General features: G+C 59.6%; 10 protein-coding genes and 3 pseudogenes. 9 read left to right on the plus strand and 4 right to left on the minus strand.

The annotated features are described in order from the left end of the window. The first annotated feature begins 139 nt into the window (after positions 1-139). From J4G32_RS11840 to J4G32_RS11850, 3 genes are all read left to right on the plus strand, one after another. The gene (locus tag J4G32_RS11840; protein WP_210492928.1) at positions 140-361 is read left to right on the plus strand and encodes a biotin/lipoyl-binding carrier protein; all 222 of its coding nucleotides are present in this window, start codon (positions 140-142) and stop codon (positions 359-361) included. After that, positions 324-1,754 (plus strand): acetyl-CoA carboxylase biotin carboxylase subunit, encoded by a 1,431-nt coding sequence (locus J4G32_RS11845; protein WP_246505014.1) that lies wholly within the window; start codon positions 324-326, stop codon positions 1,752-1,754. The genes J4G32_RS11840 and J4G32_RS11845 overlap by 38 nt, the downstream gene beginning before the upstream one ends. Before the next feature lie 137 nt (positions 1,755-1,891). After that, on the plus strand, positions 1,892-2,635 hold the full coding sequence (locus tag J4G32_RS11850) for a TSUP family transporter (protein ID WP_210492941.1): 744 nt from the start codon (positions 1,892-1,894) through the stop codon (positions 2,633-2,635). A gap of 467 nt (positions 2,636-3,102) precedes the next feature. Here the strand turns inward: J4G32_RS11850 and J4G32_RS11855 are convergent, their stop codons facing one another. The 3 genes and pseudogenes from J4G32_RS11855 to J4G32_RS11865 form a co-directional block, all read right to left on the minus strand. Next, on the minus strand, positions 3,103-4,446 hold the full coding sequence (locus tag J4G32_RS11855) for a metal-dependent hydrolase family protein (RefSeq protein ID WP_210492949.1): 1,344 nt from the start codon (positions 4,444-4,446) through the stop codon (positions 3,103-3,105). Between the two features lie 120 nt (positions 4,447-4,566). Next, a pseudogene (locus J4G32_RS11860) lies at positions 4,567-4,853 on the minus strand (IS3 family transposase); the annotation flags it as partial. An 87-nt stretch (positions 4,854-4,940) separates the two neighbouring features. After that, positions 4,941-5,181, minus strand: a pseudogene (locus J4G32_RS11865) (IS30 family transposase); the annotation flags it as partial. A gap of 558 nt (positions 5,182-5,739) precedes the next feature. Here J4G32_RS11865 and J4G32_RS11870 point away from each other — a divergent pair. The 3 genes from J4G32_RS11870 to J4G32_RS11880 all read left to right on the plus strand — a co-directional run bounded on the left by J4G32_RS11870 (position 5,740) and on the right by J4G32_RS11880 (position 9,057). Continuing rightward, the gene (locus tag J4G32_RS11870; RefSeq protein ID WP_210494215.1) at positions 5,740-7,395 is read left to right on the plus strand and encodes an acetolactate synthase large subunit; all 1,656 of its coding nucleotides are present in this window, start codon (positions 5,740-5,742) and stop codon (positions 7,393-7,395) included. Positions 7,396-7,777: 382 nt separating this feature from the next. Further along, the gene (locus tag J4G32_RS11875) at positions 7,778-8,596 is read left to right on the plus strand and encodes a hypothetical protein (protein ID WP_210492953.1); all 819 of its coding nucleotides are present in this window, start codon (positions 7,778-7,780) and stop codon (positions 8,594-8,596) included. Beyond that, the gene (locus tag J4G32_RS11880; protein WP_210492955.1) at positions 8,593-9,057 is read left to right on the plus strand and encodes a hypothetical protein; all 465 of its coding nucleotides are present in this window, start codon (positions 8,593-8,595) and stop codon (positions 9,055-9,057) included. Before J4G32_RS11875 ends, J4G32_RS11880 begins: the two co-directional genes overlap by 4 nt. 3 nt (positions 9,058-9,060) lie before the next feature. Here J4G32_RS11880 and J4G32_RS11885 read toward each other — a convergent pair whose 3' ends face one another. Next, positions 9,061-10,893: a caspase family protein gene (locus tag J4G32_RS11885; protein WP_210492958.1), complete on the minus strand. Its 1,833-nt coding sequence runs from the start codon at positions 10,891-10,893 to the stop codon at positions 9,061-9,063. A 178-nt stretch (positions 10,894-11,071) separates the two neighbouring features. Here J4G32_RS11885 and J4G32_RS11890 point away from each other — a divergent pair. From J4G32_RS11890 to J4G32_RS11900, 3 genes and pseudogenes are all read left to right on the plus strand, one after another. After that, positions 11,072-11,843, plus strand: a pseudogene (locus tag J4G32_RS11890) (IS3 family transposase); the annotation flags it as partial. A 183-nt stretch (positions 11,844-12,026) separates the two neighbouring features. Beyond that, positions 12,027-14,852, plus strand: coding sequence for a hypothetical protein (locus J4G32_RS11895; RefSeq protein ID WP_210492962.1), 2,826 nt, complete (start codon positions 12,027-12,029; stop codon positions 14,850-14,852). Positions 14,853-14,864: 12 nt separating this feature from the next. Further along, positions 14,865-16,193: a hypothetical protein gene (locus J4G32_RS11900; RefSeq protein ID WP_210492965.1), complete on the plus strand. Its 1,329-nt coding sequence runs from the start codon at positions 14,865-14,867 to the stop codon at positions 16,191-16,193. Positions 16,194-16,437 lie beyond the last annotated feature (244 nt).

A 16,437-nucleotide genomic window follows, 5' to 3' on the forward strand; every position in this document is an offset into this window, starting at 1 on the left:
TACTGCGATTCTCGACTCCCGCGTGCCAGCCATGATCGGAACACGGCCGCCAACAGGGACATCCTCACAGAAAGTAGTTGTTCTTGCAACGCCTTAAATTTGGGGCTACGAGCGATAAGCGGAGTCGAGGGAGGGCGATATGGCGAAGATTGATGTGAGCAGTGAAATGACGGGATCTATCTGGAAGATCCTCGTGCAAGTGGGACAGGACGTAGAGGAGGGCGACACGCTTATTTTGATTGAGGCTATGAAGATGGAAATTCCCGTCGCTGCCAGTGACTCCGGGAAGGTCTGCGAAATCCTCGTAGCGGAAGGTGATATGGTTGCTGACGGCGATGTCGTCGTTCGCCTGGAGCAATGACATCGTGCGAAAACTTCTGATCGCCAATCGAGGCGAAATCGCCTGCCGCATCATCCGGAGCGCGCAAGCGCTCGGCATTTCCACCGTGGCGATCTATTCCGAGGCCGACAGGGATTCGTTACATGCGCAGATGGCAGACGAGGCCATCGCCGTGGGTCCCGCTCAGCCGACGCTGAGTTATCTTAACATGCAGCGTATTCTCGAAGCAGCGTTGGAGAGTGGTGCAGACGCTGTTCATCCCGGCTACGGGTTCCTCTCTGAAAATGCTGCTTTCGCCGAGGCCGTGATTCAACATGGACTTATCTGGGTCGGCCCTGCTCCGGAAACGATACGGCAGATGGGCGACAAGCAGACGGCCCGCGGCACCGCCGCTAAGGCGGACGTGCCGGTTGTTCGTGGCAGCGTTCGCTTCAAGATCGGAGAGCTTGCCGGCGTCGAGGCAGCGGCGGAGAAAGTCGGCTTTCCCCTGCTCATCAAGGCCGCGGCCGGAGGCGGGGGAATCGGCATGCGACAGGCCGATGGACCAGACGGACTTGCCGCATTGGTCGCGAGTGTTCAGGCTGCGGCTGAAAAATCGTTTGGCAACGGCGATGTCTATCTTGAGCGGTATCTCCCGAAAGCCCGCCATGTGGAGATCCAGGTTTTCGGTTTAGGTGATGGCCGTGCCGTGCATCTGTTTGACCGTGATTGTTCTCTCCAGCGCCGCTTTCAAAAAGTGATCGAAGAAGCGCCTGCGCCAAATTTGGCGAGCCGAGTGCGCGACCGCATGTGCGAAGCAGCGCTGTCCTTGTGCCGCGAGACAAATTACGCGGGCGCAGGAACCGTCGAGTTCATCGTGGATGCTGAGAGCTTTGAATTCTTCTTCCTTGAGATGAATACGCGCATCCAGGTCGAGCATCCGATCACGGAGATGATCACCGGCGTCGACCTCGTTGCCATGCAGCTTAAATTGGCCGCGGGCGGAACGGGTGTGACGATCCCTCACACTCTGGAGACCGAGGGTTGTGCCATCGAATGTCGTCTCTATGCAGAAAACCCTGCCAAATCCTTCTTTCCATCGCCGGGTCGGCTGACAATATTCCGCTTGCCGGAGCCATTGCCGGGACTTCGGGTCGATACAGGATACCGCGAAGGGGACATGGTGACGCCGTTCTATGATCCGCTGGTTGCAAAGATCATAGCCCACGGGAAAACACGTGCTGCCGCCGTGCAGACTGCCATTTCGGCACTCGAAAATCTGACGGTTGAGGGAATCAAGACCAATCGCAGCTTCCTGTTAGCCTGCCTTCGCGACGAGTCTTTCGTCGCCGCAGATCTACACACCAGATTTCTTGACATGCACAAAACCCGGCTCCTCGCGGCAGCGGAGGAGATAGAGCGCTCGCAGACGTGACTAGCCTTGCGTGTTTGAGTCTGAATACGAAAAAATCCTCGGCAAGCCTCCTCAATGGATGAAGATTTCAAAGAATTCAGAACCGCGAAAGTAGTTCTCTCATCGATCCGAGCCAGCCCCCCTGGGTCGGAACGTACGTGACGTTTCTGATCGGAGCGTTCCTCGTCGGCGCCGTCCTGCTGACCTCAACCCTCTCCGGGGTATTCGGAATGGTCGGTGGGATGCTGCTTCTCTGGATGCTGCTCCTTATCATGCCGGCCGCCACTGCTATCGCCGTGCAGGGCGTGTTGCAGTTAGTCGCCAATGTATCGCGCGCGTATCTTGCCAGGGCATGGATCGACTGGCGCATTATTCGCTTCTCTACAGCTGGCCTAGGGGCCTCGCTGCTTTTGCTGGCCTTCGTGAACTACACACCTGACCGGGCGTCTGTTTCGATTGGCGTGGGCCTTCTCACCATCACCGCGTGGATCCCCACGCGTTGGGCGCACCTCGACGCGACGCGACCGTTCCATGCTACGCTGTGTGGATTCCTATCTGGTGGATTGAATATCGGCGTCGGCGTCGCCGGGCCAATCGTCGACGTGTTCTTTATCCGGACATCCATGGACCGCCGCCAGATCATCGCGACCAAAGCTGCGCTGCAGGTTTTATCGCACTTGGCAAAAATCGTCTTCTATTCCGCTTCACTCTGGCTTCTATCGACGGCGGAGCTGACGTCGATCGGCATCGCGGCTCCATTCTCGATCGCCGGCTCGCTCGTGGGACACCACATCCTCCTGCGGCTCACGAACAACGGTTTCCGACGCGGCACGCTCTTTCTCGTTAGTGCTATCGGCGCCATCTACCTCGGGCAAGGTGTCTATCTGCTTTCAACCGGCTAAGAGGAGCAAGAACGAGGGAGAGCAACAGAATTTTGCTGGCAAGAACAGAAGTTCTCATTAAGACGCCACGGCGGCCATACTACGATGTCGCGGGCGGCCCCCCCGCGGTGAGGGATTGGCTTGGGAGAAACCGACGCGCCAGAAACGGTCGTCGGCGAAAGGACATTGGAAGACGACGACCTTTACGGCGGGGCTGCGGCTGAGTGGGTCGCCGCTCGGATGCTGCTTGACGGGACGATGAGCGGCCCTGCCGTCCTTGCCTTTACCGAGCAGGTTCGGGCAGCGGAGCTGCCTCCCGGGACACTGTCGTCATGAATAATCTTCCGTTCCACAAGATCGGCGGCGTACGCGAGGCCATCGACGACCTCTGGGCCGTCATCGCCGACCGCCTCTCCGCTTTCAGACCCGACGAGTGCGAAAACTACTTCTCCGCAGCCGGATATGATCCGGAGTACGTCGAATCTGATCTAGTTCGCCAGCAGCGCGTTTTTGACGACGCGTCCGTCCTTCATGATCACCAGCAAGTTCTTGGACGGGTCTGACAACAACGAGATGTCAGCGATTGGATCACCGTCGACCAGAAGCAGGTCGGCCAGAGCGCCGACTTCGACGACCCCCAGCTTGCCGGGATAGGGATTGCGCCGGTCGGACAGCGCCAACAGTGCTGCGTTGTCGGCGGTTGCCATTCTCAGCACCTCCGCTGGCGTATACCATCGCGTCATCGTCTGCAGCTGCGCGCCTTGCCGAGCCGCCCGCGCGCCGTCGAACAGAATGTCGGTGCCAAAGGCGACCTTCACTCCGAATTGCTTTGCCAGACGATAGGCATTGTCGGTTCCCGCGCGGACTTCTGCCGCTTGCGCTCGACCGGCGGCATCCGGTTGCGCATTCGCCATCTCGTCGGGCAGGAAGGGCTGAAGGCTCCACCACGTCCCGTTGTCAGCCATCAGTTTTGCGGTCGCTTCGTCGGCAAGCTGACCGTGATCAATGACCTTGGCGCCCCCTTCGATGGCATTTCGAATAGCCTCGGGAGTATAGGCGTGCACCGTCACATAGGTGCCCCAGTTGGCTGCAGCTTCGACCGCCGCCCGGATTTCAGGAACACTCAACTGGACTGTATCGATCGGGCCATAGGGAGACGATACGCCGCCGCCAACGGTTAGCTTGACCTGGCTGGCACCCTGCAGCAATTGCTCTCGGGTGCGTTTGCGCACCTCATCTGGCGAATCGGCGATAGCCGACATGCCGATCCGTTCGGGATAGCTCAGCGTGTCCGGGGTGGCAGGCACTTCGTGAAGCATGCGGAAATCGCCGTGGCCGCCACTTTGCGAAATCATGGCTCCTGACGGCCATATGCGTGGACCAACGACGACACCTCTGTCGATTGCCATCTTGAGTCCGAATGAGGGGCTGCCGAGGTCCCGAACACTGGTGAAGCCCCGCAGCAGCGTCGCTTCGGCTTCCGCCCCCGCCATCAAGGTGATCAGTGTCAAGGGTGCCGTTGACGCCATCACCATTGTCGGTCGCGCCATAAAGGTATGCCAGTGCGCATCGATCAGTCCGGCCATGAGGGTCCGGGCCTCGCCCGAGATGCGGATTGCCTGGTCCGTTGTCGTGATCGGTTCTGCCGAAATCCTGGCAATCTGATTGCCCTCGACCAGGACGTTCATCGGAGCCGTCAGACCTAAGCCGTCGAAGACCCGAACATGATCAAATACCACCGGAGGCGAGAGCGCGGTCTGAGCGTGCAACGGGGCGACGAAACTGAGCGCCGCTAGGCCAGCGACAAGAAACGCCCCGATCGACATCGCCATAACTGTTCCTCTGTCCCGTTCTACGCAGCTCATGAAGGCTATCTGTACCCTACGGTCATTGTGCGGACAATCGCCGTACGCGGAAGCGCCCCGGGTTTCCCGAAAGCGGTTTCGTTTGGGTCATGCCGCCATGACTGGCTCCAGCATGGCGTAGTAGCGTTCCTCTCCTCAGCCGGCGGGAGGTTGCCGGTGGGCTCCAACGGCGGGCGATTTTTAAACCAGTCGACACAGGTCAGCGTCGCAAACTCGGCGGCCTCAAAGCTCCGCCAGGTTCCGCGGCTTTGGATTACCTCACCCTTGTAGAGGCCGGTGATAGTCTCGGCGAGGGCGTTGTCGTAGCTGTCACTAAAGCTGTCGACAGAGGGCTCGATGCCCGCTTCGGCCAGGCGCTCAGCGTCGCGTACGCTGGCCTTTTTGGGTGATTCAATCGGTCGCCGCAACAGCGTTTTGTTGTCTTCTTCTCGCCATCGGCCAAGAGCCTCCGCTGGTGTCTTTCAGCAAACTGTCTTTCGCGGCCTGGCGTTGAGGGTCGCGGCAACGGCCACGATCATTTCGGTACGATGGGCGCTCAGTTCTGTGCCCTTGGGAATGTACTGTCGCAGCAGTCCAATGGTATTCTCATTGGTGCCGCCAAGGGCTCTGGGGATCGCAGAAGTAGACCTGGATGCCGGTGTCGATCCTGAGTGTCGCATGCTTTGCCATCTCAGCACATTGGTCCCACGTCAGGGAACGGCGATGGCTCGCGTGAAGCAAAGACCCAACTCTCCCGAGAAGGCCAACCCGATCAAGATACTGGGAGCAGATCAGTGTCGAGGCAACCCGAAGCATCCCGATCAGGGCGATGCTGCCGGGGCTGAGGTTCGAGGCGACAGCACCGACGCCGCGGTTGCTCAACAGACCTATGAGGTCGGGTACTGCAAACCGCCAATACATACGCGCTTCCAACCGGGCCGCGGGGGCAAAGGCCGACAGAAGGGCCAGAAGGCCTCGGCACGATTGTCAGGGCGGCTCTGAATTAGAAGGTGACGATCCAGACCAACACCGTTCCTCGCCGGCTCAGCAAGCTCTAGGCCCTCGTCCAAAGCCAGTTTACCAGTCCCTCGAGGGCGATCCGCGGGCAGTGGAACAGATCATCCGCCTTGATGCGGCAAACCCCGGCAAAGCCGGGCACGGATAGTACCGTATATAACTGGTCGTCGGGCGTTGGAACAAATGACGCAGCAACCCGTCGAGTCCTTGTCTAAGTGCGCTCGGCCGCCGATATTGCCGGAGTGCAACTCGAGGGTAAGAGCGATGCAAAAGGGGTCGGACATATTGGTCGCGGCGCTGGAGAATGAGGGCGTCGACCGCATCTTCGGCGTGCCAGGCGAGGAAAACCTCGACGTCCTCGAATCGCTGCGAACATCCAGCATCAAGCTGGTCCTGACGCGCCACGAGCAGGCGGCTGCCTTCATGGCCGCTACCCATGGCCGGCTTACGGGCAGGCCAGGAGTCTGCCTCGCGACGTTGGGGCCGGGAGCGCTGAATTTCTCGACCGGCGCGGCCTTTGCTCATCTTGGCGCTATGCCGATGATCCTGATCACCGGCCAGAAGCCTATCATGAGCGCGAAGCAGGCACGCTTCCAGATCGTAGACGTCATCGCGTCGATGAAGCCGCTAACCAAGATGACCCGCCAGATCATTAGTGCCGCCAGCATCCCGGCCGTTGTGCGAGACGCCTTCCGCGTTGCGGCGGAAGAACGGCCCGGCCCTGTCCACCTCGAACTGCCGGAGGATGTCGCTGCGGAGGAGATCGACGATGCGCGGCCTGTCTCTGTTCATCCGATCGACTTACCGCTGCCATCCCCGTCCGCGATCGACAGAGCCGTCTCGCTGATCGTCGAGGCCCGAAGCCCGCTTGTCATGATCGGGGCGGCGGGCAACCGGCCGCGGCTCGTCGATGCTCTTTCCGGCTTTGTCCGGCGTTCGCAACTGCCATTCTTCAACACTCAAATGGGCAAGGGTGCGGTCACTGGCGGCTCTAACTTCTATATGGGAACGGCTGCTCTCTCAGAGGGCGACTATGTACACGAAGCGGTTGCGCGGGCCGACGTCATCATCGCCATCGGCCACGACACGGTCGAGAAGCCGCCCTTCCTGATGAGTAGTGCAGGCGGGCCGAAAGTGATCCATATCGGCTACCAGTCGGCCACAGTGGAGCAGGTCTATCAACCGGATATCGAGGTGATCGGCGACATTGGCGCAGCGGTGAAAGGGCTCGCTGATAAGCTGGAAGGGAAACTCAAGCCGGACGAGACCATGCTCGGCCTGCGTCGAAAGATTTTATCCCGGATCAACGACCGGGCCGAAGAGGATCGCTTTCCGATCACGCCGCAGCGCATCGTCCACGACGTCCGCAAGGTCATGCCAGAGGACGGCATCGTTTGCCTAGACAACGGCATGTACAAAATCTGGTTTGCGCGGAACTATCGCACCCATGTGGCGAATACGCTCCTGCTCGACAATGCGCTGGCAACCATGGGCGCGGGCCTGCCCTCTGCGATGATGGCCTCGATGCTCTATCCCGAGCGACGCGTTATGGCGGTCTGCGGCGATGGCGGCTTCATGATGAACTCGCAGGAGATGGAAACCGCAGTCCGAACCGGGCTGAACCTCGTCGTCGTGATACTGAACGACAGCGCCTATGGCATGATCCGCTGGAAGCAGGCCGTCGACGGCTTCGCAGATTTCGGCATGACCTTTGGAAATCCCGACTTCGTCCGGTATGCCGAAGCCTACGGTGCAAAAGGCTCGCGCGTCAGCGCGGTCGAGGACCTCTTGCCGACGCTCGAAGCCGCCTTCCGTGGTGGCGGCGTTCATCTGGTTGACGTGCCGATCGACTATTCCGAGAACACCCGCGTCCTCGTCGAGGAATTGCGAAACCGGCCCCCAAGCGTCGAGTGCGCGTGAATCCAACGGGAACGTCCTGAATTTGTACACACGAGCCCAATTAGGCTCAGGCCTCATAGGCCAAAGCGAAAGGTAGGTGAGAGGGCGACGGCGCAGAGGAAGATCGTTGGGCATCTGTCGTAGCGGGTAGCGTGGCTTTGCTCCGCCGCGGCGGCCGAGGCCGCGCTCCGCCAGCAACTCCCCGACATCGCGGTAGCGCAAGGTGAACGCGCAGATAGAGCCGTGCCGGATAGTCTCAGGCGGGAACTGGTGACGGGGCGTAATAGAATTGGGCTGCGTGCCCCCACCTAATCTGCCAAGCTCAAATCGCTCATTCCCGTGACAACGCCGTTTTGATACGTTACGGTTCTTTTTGATAACTGCTTGAGCGGAATGTGCGTCTTTGAGCGTCGAATTGTCTTCAGGGCCGCTACGAGAGCAGTACTCCTGTCCCTACTGCGATGCCGTGATCAATGGCGGCGCTATTTCTTGCCGTTGCTGCGGGCGTGATCTCACGCCGATCCTCCCGCTGCTGCGACGTCTCGACAACCTCGAGGCGCGTCTCGCGGCGGTAGAAACACACCAGGCCGCGCCGCTTGGCGCGCTGTCGGCGCCAGCTTTCCAGGCCGGGGCAGTCGACAACGTTGAAGCGATAGTGGAGGTGCCGGCACCTGCCGCGCTGCCCGTCGGTCACCGCCGCGTCTGGGCGTTCGCCCTAGGTTTCATGACGTTGATGGCAGCCTATTGGACGGTCGTGGTCTGGCTTGACCTGCCGCTCGCCGTGTTGCGGCTCGCTTCGATCGCGATCCCGTTTGCTGTGGGTATGGTCTATTTCGGCAGGCGCCCGCGCCTGACATGGATCGACACCAGCGCCGCCATCCTGTTTTCGGTCGTTTCAGTCGGCGCCATGAACGCGCTGCTTGGCTGGATAGACTCGATGCCGATCATTCCACAAGGCCCGACCGCGTGGCGCGAGACGTTTTTCTATGCGCTCAGTATAAGCGCCTCGCTGTTTTGCGGCATGCTGCTGCGCGTGACGCAGGTCGCCCTCTCGGCGCGCGGCCTGACCTCGCTGCCGCGCCTCCGCGAAAGCGTCATCGCCGTCAACGGCAAGGTGCCGACGGATACGCTTAAAGCGATTGAATTGACGATCCTGCTCGTCAGCACCGTGATATCCGCCATCACCGGCCTAGCGGCCGGCCTTCTGGGAGTGACCCGATGATGCACGCGCGCCCGATATCGTTCTTCCTGCTTGCGGTTCTGGCTGCCTTGAGCCTGCTGCCTGCACGAGCCGCAGAGCCGATCCCGCTGATTACCGTTGACGAGGCCCGTCTCCCGCCTATGGGAGCGGTAAGCGGGCCAGAGCGCAACATCACCCGTGGACCGGGCGTCGACCGCCTGGCGCCCCCGCCCATCGGGCTCGATGGGCCATTCCGGTTCGCGGTCAAGTTCAAGCCACGCAACGGCGTGCCGGTCGATCCGGCCAGTGTGCGCATCACCTATCAGCGCCAGCCCTCCATCGACCTGACGCCGCGCGTGAAGGCATTCATCACGGCAGACGGGATCGATGCCCCATCCGTCGTGGTTCCGCCGGGCAGGCATGTCGTCGAGATTGAGGCGACTGACAAGGAGGGCCGTATCGGCCGCAGCCAGATCACGCTGACGGTCGACGCCCCGAAATAGCCCTCAGCGTTTCGGTGCCGGCGGCAGCAGTGCGATTGCAGGCGCAGTGCCATAGGCGGCCGGAACCTGCTTGCCCTCGGTGCGGTCGGACACGCGCGCCGTCGTGTCCCTGACGACGGCATCGATTTGTCGTCCGGGCGCCGACAAGGTCTCGAGAAAGGCGCGCACGAACGGGCTGTCTAGGCCAGCGCCGTCGAGTGCGGTCTGTCCGGCTTGGGTCGAGTGGAAAACGACGCTGTTGGGTGCGGGCGCAGGAGTGGGTGCGAGGCCGGCATGCAGTCGGGCAGGCAGGGCAGCGCCAGTGCGGCCCCCGGTGCTGCGCGAGCGGGCCACCTCGCGGGCCTCGACAAAGGGGTCGTCGCGGCAGGCATCGACGATGACGAGCGCCCCGCGCTTCGCCTTGCCCGCAGCGGCCGAAAGATCGGCGAGCGCCAGCGCCTCATTGGCGAGATGCTCGTCGCTATCGGGCACCGCATCGACCGGGATGAGGTAGTTGGCGCCTCCCGTTTCGACGCCATGACCGGCATAGAACACCAGCACGACATCAGCCAGCGCCGCCTTCTCGGCGATGATCGCAGGCACCTTGCGCAGATCGCCCTTCTTGAGGTTCTCGCCGAACTCGACGGTGTCGAAGCCTAGCTCGGCCAGCGCATTGGCCATCACGGCCGCGTCGCGGCGGGCGTTGGGCAGGCTCGCGAGTTCGCTATAGTCACTCTCGCCTATGATGAAGGCGACGCGCTTGAGGCCATCCGGCGAGCCCTTGCCGCCATAGACGCCGAGATCGGCGGCGTCACGGAATATCCCTTGTGTCTCGCGCAGCAATGGCTCGGTGAGCATCTTGAGGAAGATGACGGCCATGCGCCGCTCATAGAGATTAGGCGTCGCTTTCGTTGACGCGATGATACGCTTGTAGATCGCGATCGCCTTAGGCTTGTCACCGCGGCTTTCCGCGACGCGGGCGAGGCCTAGTGCCGGGCCCCACTGCTTCGGCGTCAGCTTCTGTGCATCAACGAAGAGCTTCTCGGCGATGTCGGGCTCTTTCAGCTTGTCGAGAGCGAGACTGGCCGCCTGGATCAGGAGCGTGGCGCGAGCGTCCGCGGCCTCGGTCTTTGGCATGTTGCTGGGCTCGCGCGTGGCCGCGATGATGTCGTCATAGGCCGCCCTTAAATCACCAGCACGCAGTTCGAGCTCGGATTTTCTGGTCAGAGCCAGGCTACGGAACGGCGGGCCGAGCGCGATGGTGGCAGCAAAATCAGCCCGGGCACGGTCCAGCACGCCGAGTCGACGCAGGAGTTCGCCACGCGCATAAAGTGCAGCGGCCGTCTTGGGGTCGATCTGCAGTGCGCGGTCGAGATCCGCAAGCGCCGCGTTGACGTCGCCGTCTCGCTCGTGTTGCAGCGCGCGCTGGACGTATGGCGACGCACTTTGCTGTGGCTGCTGCATCGCCTGGCCGATATCGGCGGCTGCCTCCGAGGTCCGACCGATGACCTGATTGATGGCGACGCGAAATGACAAGGCCTCCGCCTTCAGCGGACCATCGATGCTGATCGCAGTGTCAATGTCTTCGAGCGCCTCACGCACTTGCGCGAGGGTCGGTGGCGAATAGGCGACCGAGCCATTGGGCTGCTGGATGTTCGCAGCGCCTTTCGTTACGACCTGAAGAAAGCGCATCACGCTGCGATAGAAGGCAGCTTTCTGACGGTCGGCATCATTGGGTCCACCTGCCAGGACGCGCCCGCATGCGGCTTCCGCCACCCTCATCGCGGCCATCGGCAGGACGTTGGTCTTGACACGCTCATCGGCACAGGTGGAGAGGTCGCCTGCGCCCTGTGCCATAATTGGTCTTGGCGTGGTCGCTGCGATTAAAAAAATGAGCAAAGAGGCGGAGCTGATCAATCTACGTCGCATCGCCATCCCGAATTCCCATGGAGTTCGATCGGCAGTATAGGCGCTTAGCTGAGTGCCGGAACACCCCATATTTGGGACCGTCCTCGTCTGCCCCCTTTGAAGTGGTGCGCAAGCCGTTCGGTCGATTGGCGTCAGGGAAGTAACATACTAGCGCTGGCGTCAGGAATATGGCGCGCTCAAGGGTGATCAGGTCAAGCGATTGAAGGAGCCTGAGGCGGAGAACGCCAAGCTCCGTCGCGCCGCCTCGGACCTCACGCTCGACAAGATGATCCTCGCCGCTGACTGCCGACATCATCGCGCTTTCCCTTGAGTACGGCCGTTGCGGCCATCGGCGCATTGCTGCCCTGCTGCGGCATGCGGGTTGGATGGTGAACATCAAACGGGTCGACCGGTTCTTCCGACAGGAGGGGCTGAAAGTGCCGTAGAAGCAGCCGAGGAAGGGACGGCTCTGGCTCAACGAAGGGTCGTGCATCCGTCTGCGACCCGCGTATCCCAACCATGTCTGGTCCTACGACTTCGTCGAGGATCGCACCCACAATGGACGCAGGTTCCGCATGCTCAACGTGATCGACGAGTTCACCCGCGAATGCCTCGCGATCCGGGCCATCCGAAAGCTGAACTCTGTTGATGTCATCGATGTGCTCTCGGACCTGTTCATCCTGCGGGGTGTCCCAGGCCATATTCGGTCAGACAACGGCCCGGAGTTCATCGCCAAAGCGGCTCGCGACTGGATCAACGCGGTGGGGGCGAAGACAGCCTACTTCGAGCCCGGCAGCCCGTGGGAAAACGGTTATTGCGAAAGCTTCAATTCGAAACTCCGCGACGAACCGCTTAATGGCGAGATCTTCTACACCCTAGAGGAAGAACAGACGGTGATCGCCCTTGATGCTGACATCCTTGGACCGCTGTCCCTGAAACTCTGCCTACGATCAAAGGACAGGAAGGAAAGGAACGTCGACGAGGAAACATTTTCCTAATTGCCTATCTGGTTGCTTTGATCCACAGTCAGACCGCAAGTAAATTCCGTCTGTGCTTCGTTCTTTTCCTATATCTGAGGTGAAATGATGCGAGCGATTCGAGATCTGTCCGCCTATAGGGGCGTCCTACCTTACGCGAGCGAGATTTTCGGTATCTATCAGGGCCTCCTCGGCTGGGAATCGAAGCGGACCAAGGACCGCTACACGAGGGGATTTACAACGGATCAGCGTCGTCTTTCCGAGATGATCAAAGGCTCACTCAGGGGAAGCTTCGCGCTGGAACTCAACGACAAGCGTTTCGTGGAGAAATTGAAAAATTTCGGTCCCTCTCCCTTGGGCGGTCAGACACGCAAGCCATCGGCCAGTTTCATTGTGGACGAGATCACTGCGGACCTCCCCGTCGACCGCGATGCTACTCCGGACGAATGGGACAAGGCGATCGACGAGACGCGCGTCCAAAGGCTGCTCAATGAGCGCGTCGCTCCACAGGTCATGGGTTTCTACAAGGACAACATCAAGCAGAAGCGCAATGGTCACGAAGAACAGGCCCTGACGGAGCAGATCGCCGAGCAACTCGATCGGGAGTCAACGACCGCCGCCTATCTGATCCATCTCAAGGAGACAAAGCAGTACAACCGCCTCAAGAATATGGTGTTCTCCAAAACGATCCGGCCGGATTTGTTTCGCGCGTTCGACTATTCAAATCCGATGGACATGATCGATCCCAACAAGGACATCCAGCGCATAAGTCTCTCACCAATCGGCGTTGTCCATCTGTTCAGGCAGTATTTTTTCGAGCTCGACACCTTCCTCGGTACGCCTGTCGGTCATGTGTGGCTCAGTCCAGGGAGCCAGGTGGAACTCATTGAAGTTCAAACTCGAAAAACCTATGTCGAGCGAACGACTGAAGCGGAGTTCGAGACGATCTCCAAGACAGAGAAGAGTGTAACGCAGGAAGATGAAATTTCCGAGGCGGTCAAGCAAGACAACAAACAGGACACTAAGTTCGGCGTGAGTTCGACTGTCAATCAGGGCTGGGTCGGTGGCAGTGCGAGTGCCACGGCCACGATTGACTTGAACTCCAGCCAAAGCAAAGCACGAGAAGATTCTCACCGCCGGTCGCGCCAGCAGACTGAGAAGCTGTCGACCGAGATCCGCAACAGCTTCAAGTCAACCTTCAAGACAATTACGGAGACAACAGACACGTCGAGCAAGCGCTACCTGCTCAGCAATACGACTGACGAACTCATCAACTATGAGATGCGGCGCAAGATGCGCCAGGTCGGCGTCCAGATCCAGGATATTGGAACATATCTGTGCTGGCAGACCTATGTGGACGATCCGGGCCGTCAACTCGGCATCGCGCAGCTTGTGCACCTCGCCAAGGGTCCTGAGGTGGGAACGGTGCCCCCTCCGGAGGCGATACCTTACCCCACAATGCTTGAGACCCGGCTCGATATCGATATCCCCTTCGTCCAGACCTCCGGTGACAGAGGCGATCTGGACGAGAGCTACAAGAATGGCAAAGAGGCGGACCACGATACAAACGAGGGCGATATCGAGCGCATTCAGGCTTATTTCAGCCCATTCACAGCGGTCGCTGGACAGGCAGGTTATCGATATAGCCAACTGTCTTTCGACTATTTAGGGAACGATGTGCTGGTCGAGGCTAGCGAGATTGACGGAGGCGCCGATGTCGACGGATTCTACAAATTCGGCATTTATCTGAGACACATTAATTTCCGCGGCAACTCGCCCATCCGCATCCAGGCGGTCGTCAAATGGGAACCGACTGAGGCGACAAAGACGGACATCGATGCCAAAAACAAGACGAAGACCGATAAGTTCAGCGAGAAGTCGAAGCTGGAGTTCGAGAAGGCCTTCGTCGACGCGGCTCGCGAACGCATCAAGGTGATGAGCCGCATCGAGCCAAGACCGTTCAACGACCTCAGAGAGGAGGAGCGGATCGTCGTCTATCGCAAACTCATCCAGGACATGTTGTCTCCAAATCTCAGAGATCCCGACGCTCGGACTCATCATGTGGTGGCAGAACTGCTCAACACTATCTTCGATATTGATAAAATGCTCTACTTCGTCGCGCCGGAATGGTGGCGACCCCGGCTCCACCGGTCGGATCAGGCGCTGGGTGGCGTTCCCGGCGATGAAGAGCGGCGTGAGACAGCGCTGGAAACAGTGAACATCGCATCATCCACTGTGCACGGAACCGTTACCGCTGCCGCTGCCGCGAAAATAGTAGCTGGTACGTCCGTGAAAGTAAGGAGACCGCGTGCCAGCGCAATTTCAAACCGCGATACGGTGGGCTGGGGTGGTGAAAACAGAGCTGACAATTATTACATCACTGAAGAATCGGCGCCGGCCAAGCTTGGCAGTTCGTTAGGCTGGTTGCTCCAGCTCGATGGAGACAACCTGCGCAATGCATTCCTCAACGCGCCCTGGGTCAAAGCTGTCATTCCGATCCGTCCGGGTATGGAACGCGCTGCCATAAGTTGGCTGGAAGGCCTCGATGTCGAGGGATCGGAAGGTCTCGAAAAGGACTACATGCCCTTGGAAGGCGGAATAGATCACATCCCGCACACCGGCTCGACAGTCACTGTGCGCGACGCCATCAACCATCTATGCGACGTCGTTTCGCAGAAGCACCGCGACGCAAATGTTCCGGTCGAGGAAATCAACGACGATAACCGGGTTTCGGCCACTCCGGTTGACAAGGTCTACGAACATGGCTTTTACCCGCTCGAGGGAGGATTTCGCGTCTCCGGTGACGGCGGCGCTTTCGAGGTCTTCGACCAATGGGTCGAGATCCTGCCGACCGACCAGGTGGTGCCGGTGCCGGTAAGATACGATCCCATCTCTGGGCGACAAATGCCGCCCATTGCCGACCCAGCCTGACGGCGTTTACCTATGCGTTCACGCGGTGGTGCTGGGCTGGGTTTCCTGTCGTATCATAAGGAGGAGGATGGACCGGTCATAACGGGTGGCGACTTCAAAGGGTGTTTTCTCAACAAGCATGCACACCTCTTTGACGATACATCGGGTACGCCGAAGCCAACTTCGCTTGCAGGTGCCGCCCAGAAGCAGCTCTATCCCGGCGACAAGCATCTTATCGTGCTCATGGATACGGTCGAGGCGAGTCACTTTAATCCGTTGGCACAAAAGAAGGGACTACCGTTCCCTGCCAACGTCCCAGCACAGGTAAAGAATTACGACCACGGAATTGCGCTTTATGTGCCGCCGGCGACACGCCAAAAAGCCGACAATCTGATCGCCGCTGGTGTGCATCTAGAGGTTAAAATCCTCCTCTTCTTTGGCACTGGCACCGAGATGACACGGCATGGGCTGCGATTCTTCGCTGACAATAGCCCGGACTGCGTGTTTATCAACGTACCGGGAGTCGAAGCGCGGTATGATTTCGTGCCAAAGGGCGCCAATCCATGGGGCGTCGGCATCACCATGTCTCAGATACGCCATCTGCTGGATCGCGCCTTTCCGAAGTATTCTGTCGATTTCGTCGTCGACAGGATGATCGGCTTCAGCACCGGCTACTTGGGATGGTCGGACACGATCCGCAACGATCTTGTCGACCTGAGGCGGCTGCGCGGGGCGTTCCTGTTCGACTGTCTCTATCCAGAACAGCGAATTGCTGCGGCGATAGCGAAAGTCAGGCAGAGCGCCAGTATGGCGCGCATCGCCTGCTATGCAGCGTCAGGTGCTGGGTCGCCGAGCGGCCCCGCTATCCTAGGCAAGCTGGGTTTGCGCTTCGACGAGCTCATCACGCTGTTCGGTTCAAGGGAATACCAGGCGCTGACGCATCTTCGCATTCTCGCCGCTGGGCTCCACGACGGCACAGTCGCTTCGAACGACATCGATCCGGCCTATCTTGCAGAGTTGAATAGCCTGATCTCGACATTGCCGGCGCGCGGTTCAGTATATTCAAGCGCTTCGGCCTTTCAGGCGCTGCACGGAAAAGGGCCGCCGAAAAGCGCAACGACGGCGGGCATCTGGTTTTCAGCCAATTCTGCAAAAGGAAAAACCTTTCTCCGGCGCCTATGGAAAGACAGCAATAATTATGACGCCCTTATTCGTCTGATCTGGAAGCACGAGCTTGTCGGATGGTCCGGAGGATACGACGAAAAGCTCACTCAGAAAGATCTCGACCACGGGGCCTTGTCAGAGGGCGCGCACGACTTCTTCCCGCCGGAATATACGTGGGAGTGTATGCGACAACCATAATGCGAAGGGGTCAGCTCGTGTCGTCATCCCCAGTCTCTGGCCGACCCCCACGAGCTAATTCATTTTCTTCTTGTCAGCTCAGGTGGGCAAGGCGGATCAAATCGGATGAATCGCACATGAGATGCTTGGTGTGCGGTTTCTGATGCCGATTTAGTTGGCGACACGGCAAGCTTTCCTGCATTGCCCGCTTTCTCTGCACAAATGACTGGCCTTCGTGTCTGAACCCAGCATTGCTATGGGGAGC

Origin of the sequence: Microvirga antarctica (assembly GCF_017921815.1) — a bacterium.
Classification (GTDB): Bacteria; Pseudomonadota; Alphaproteobacteria; order Rhizobiales; family Beijerinckiaceae; genus Microvirga; species Microvirga antarctica.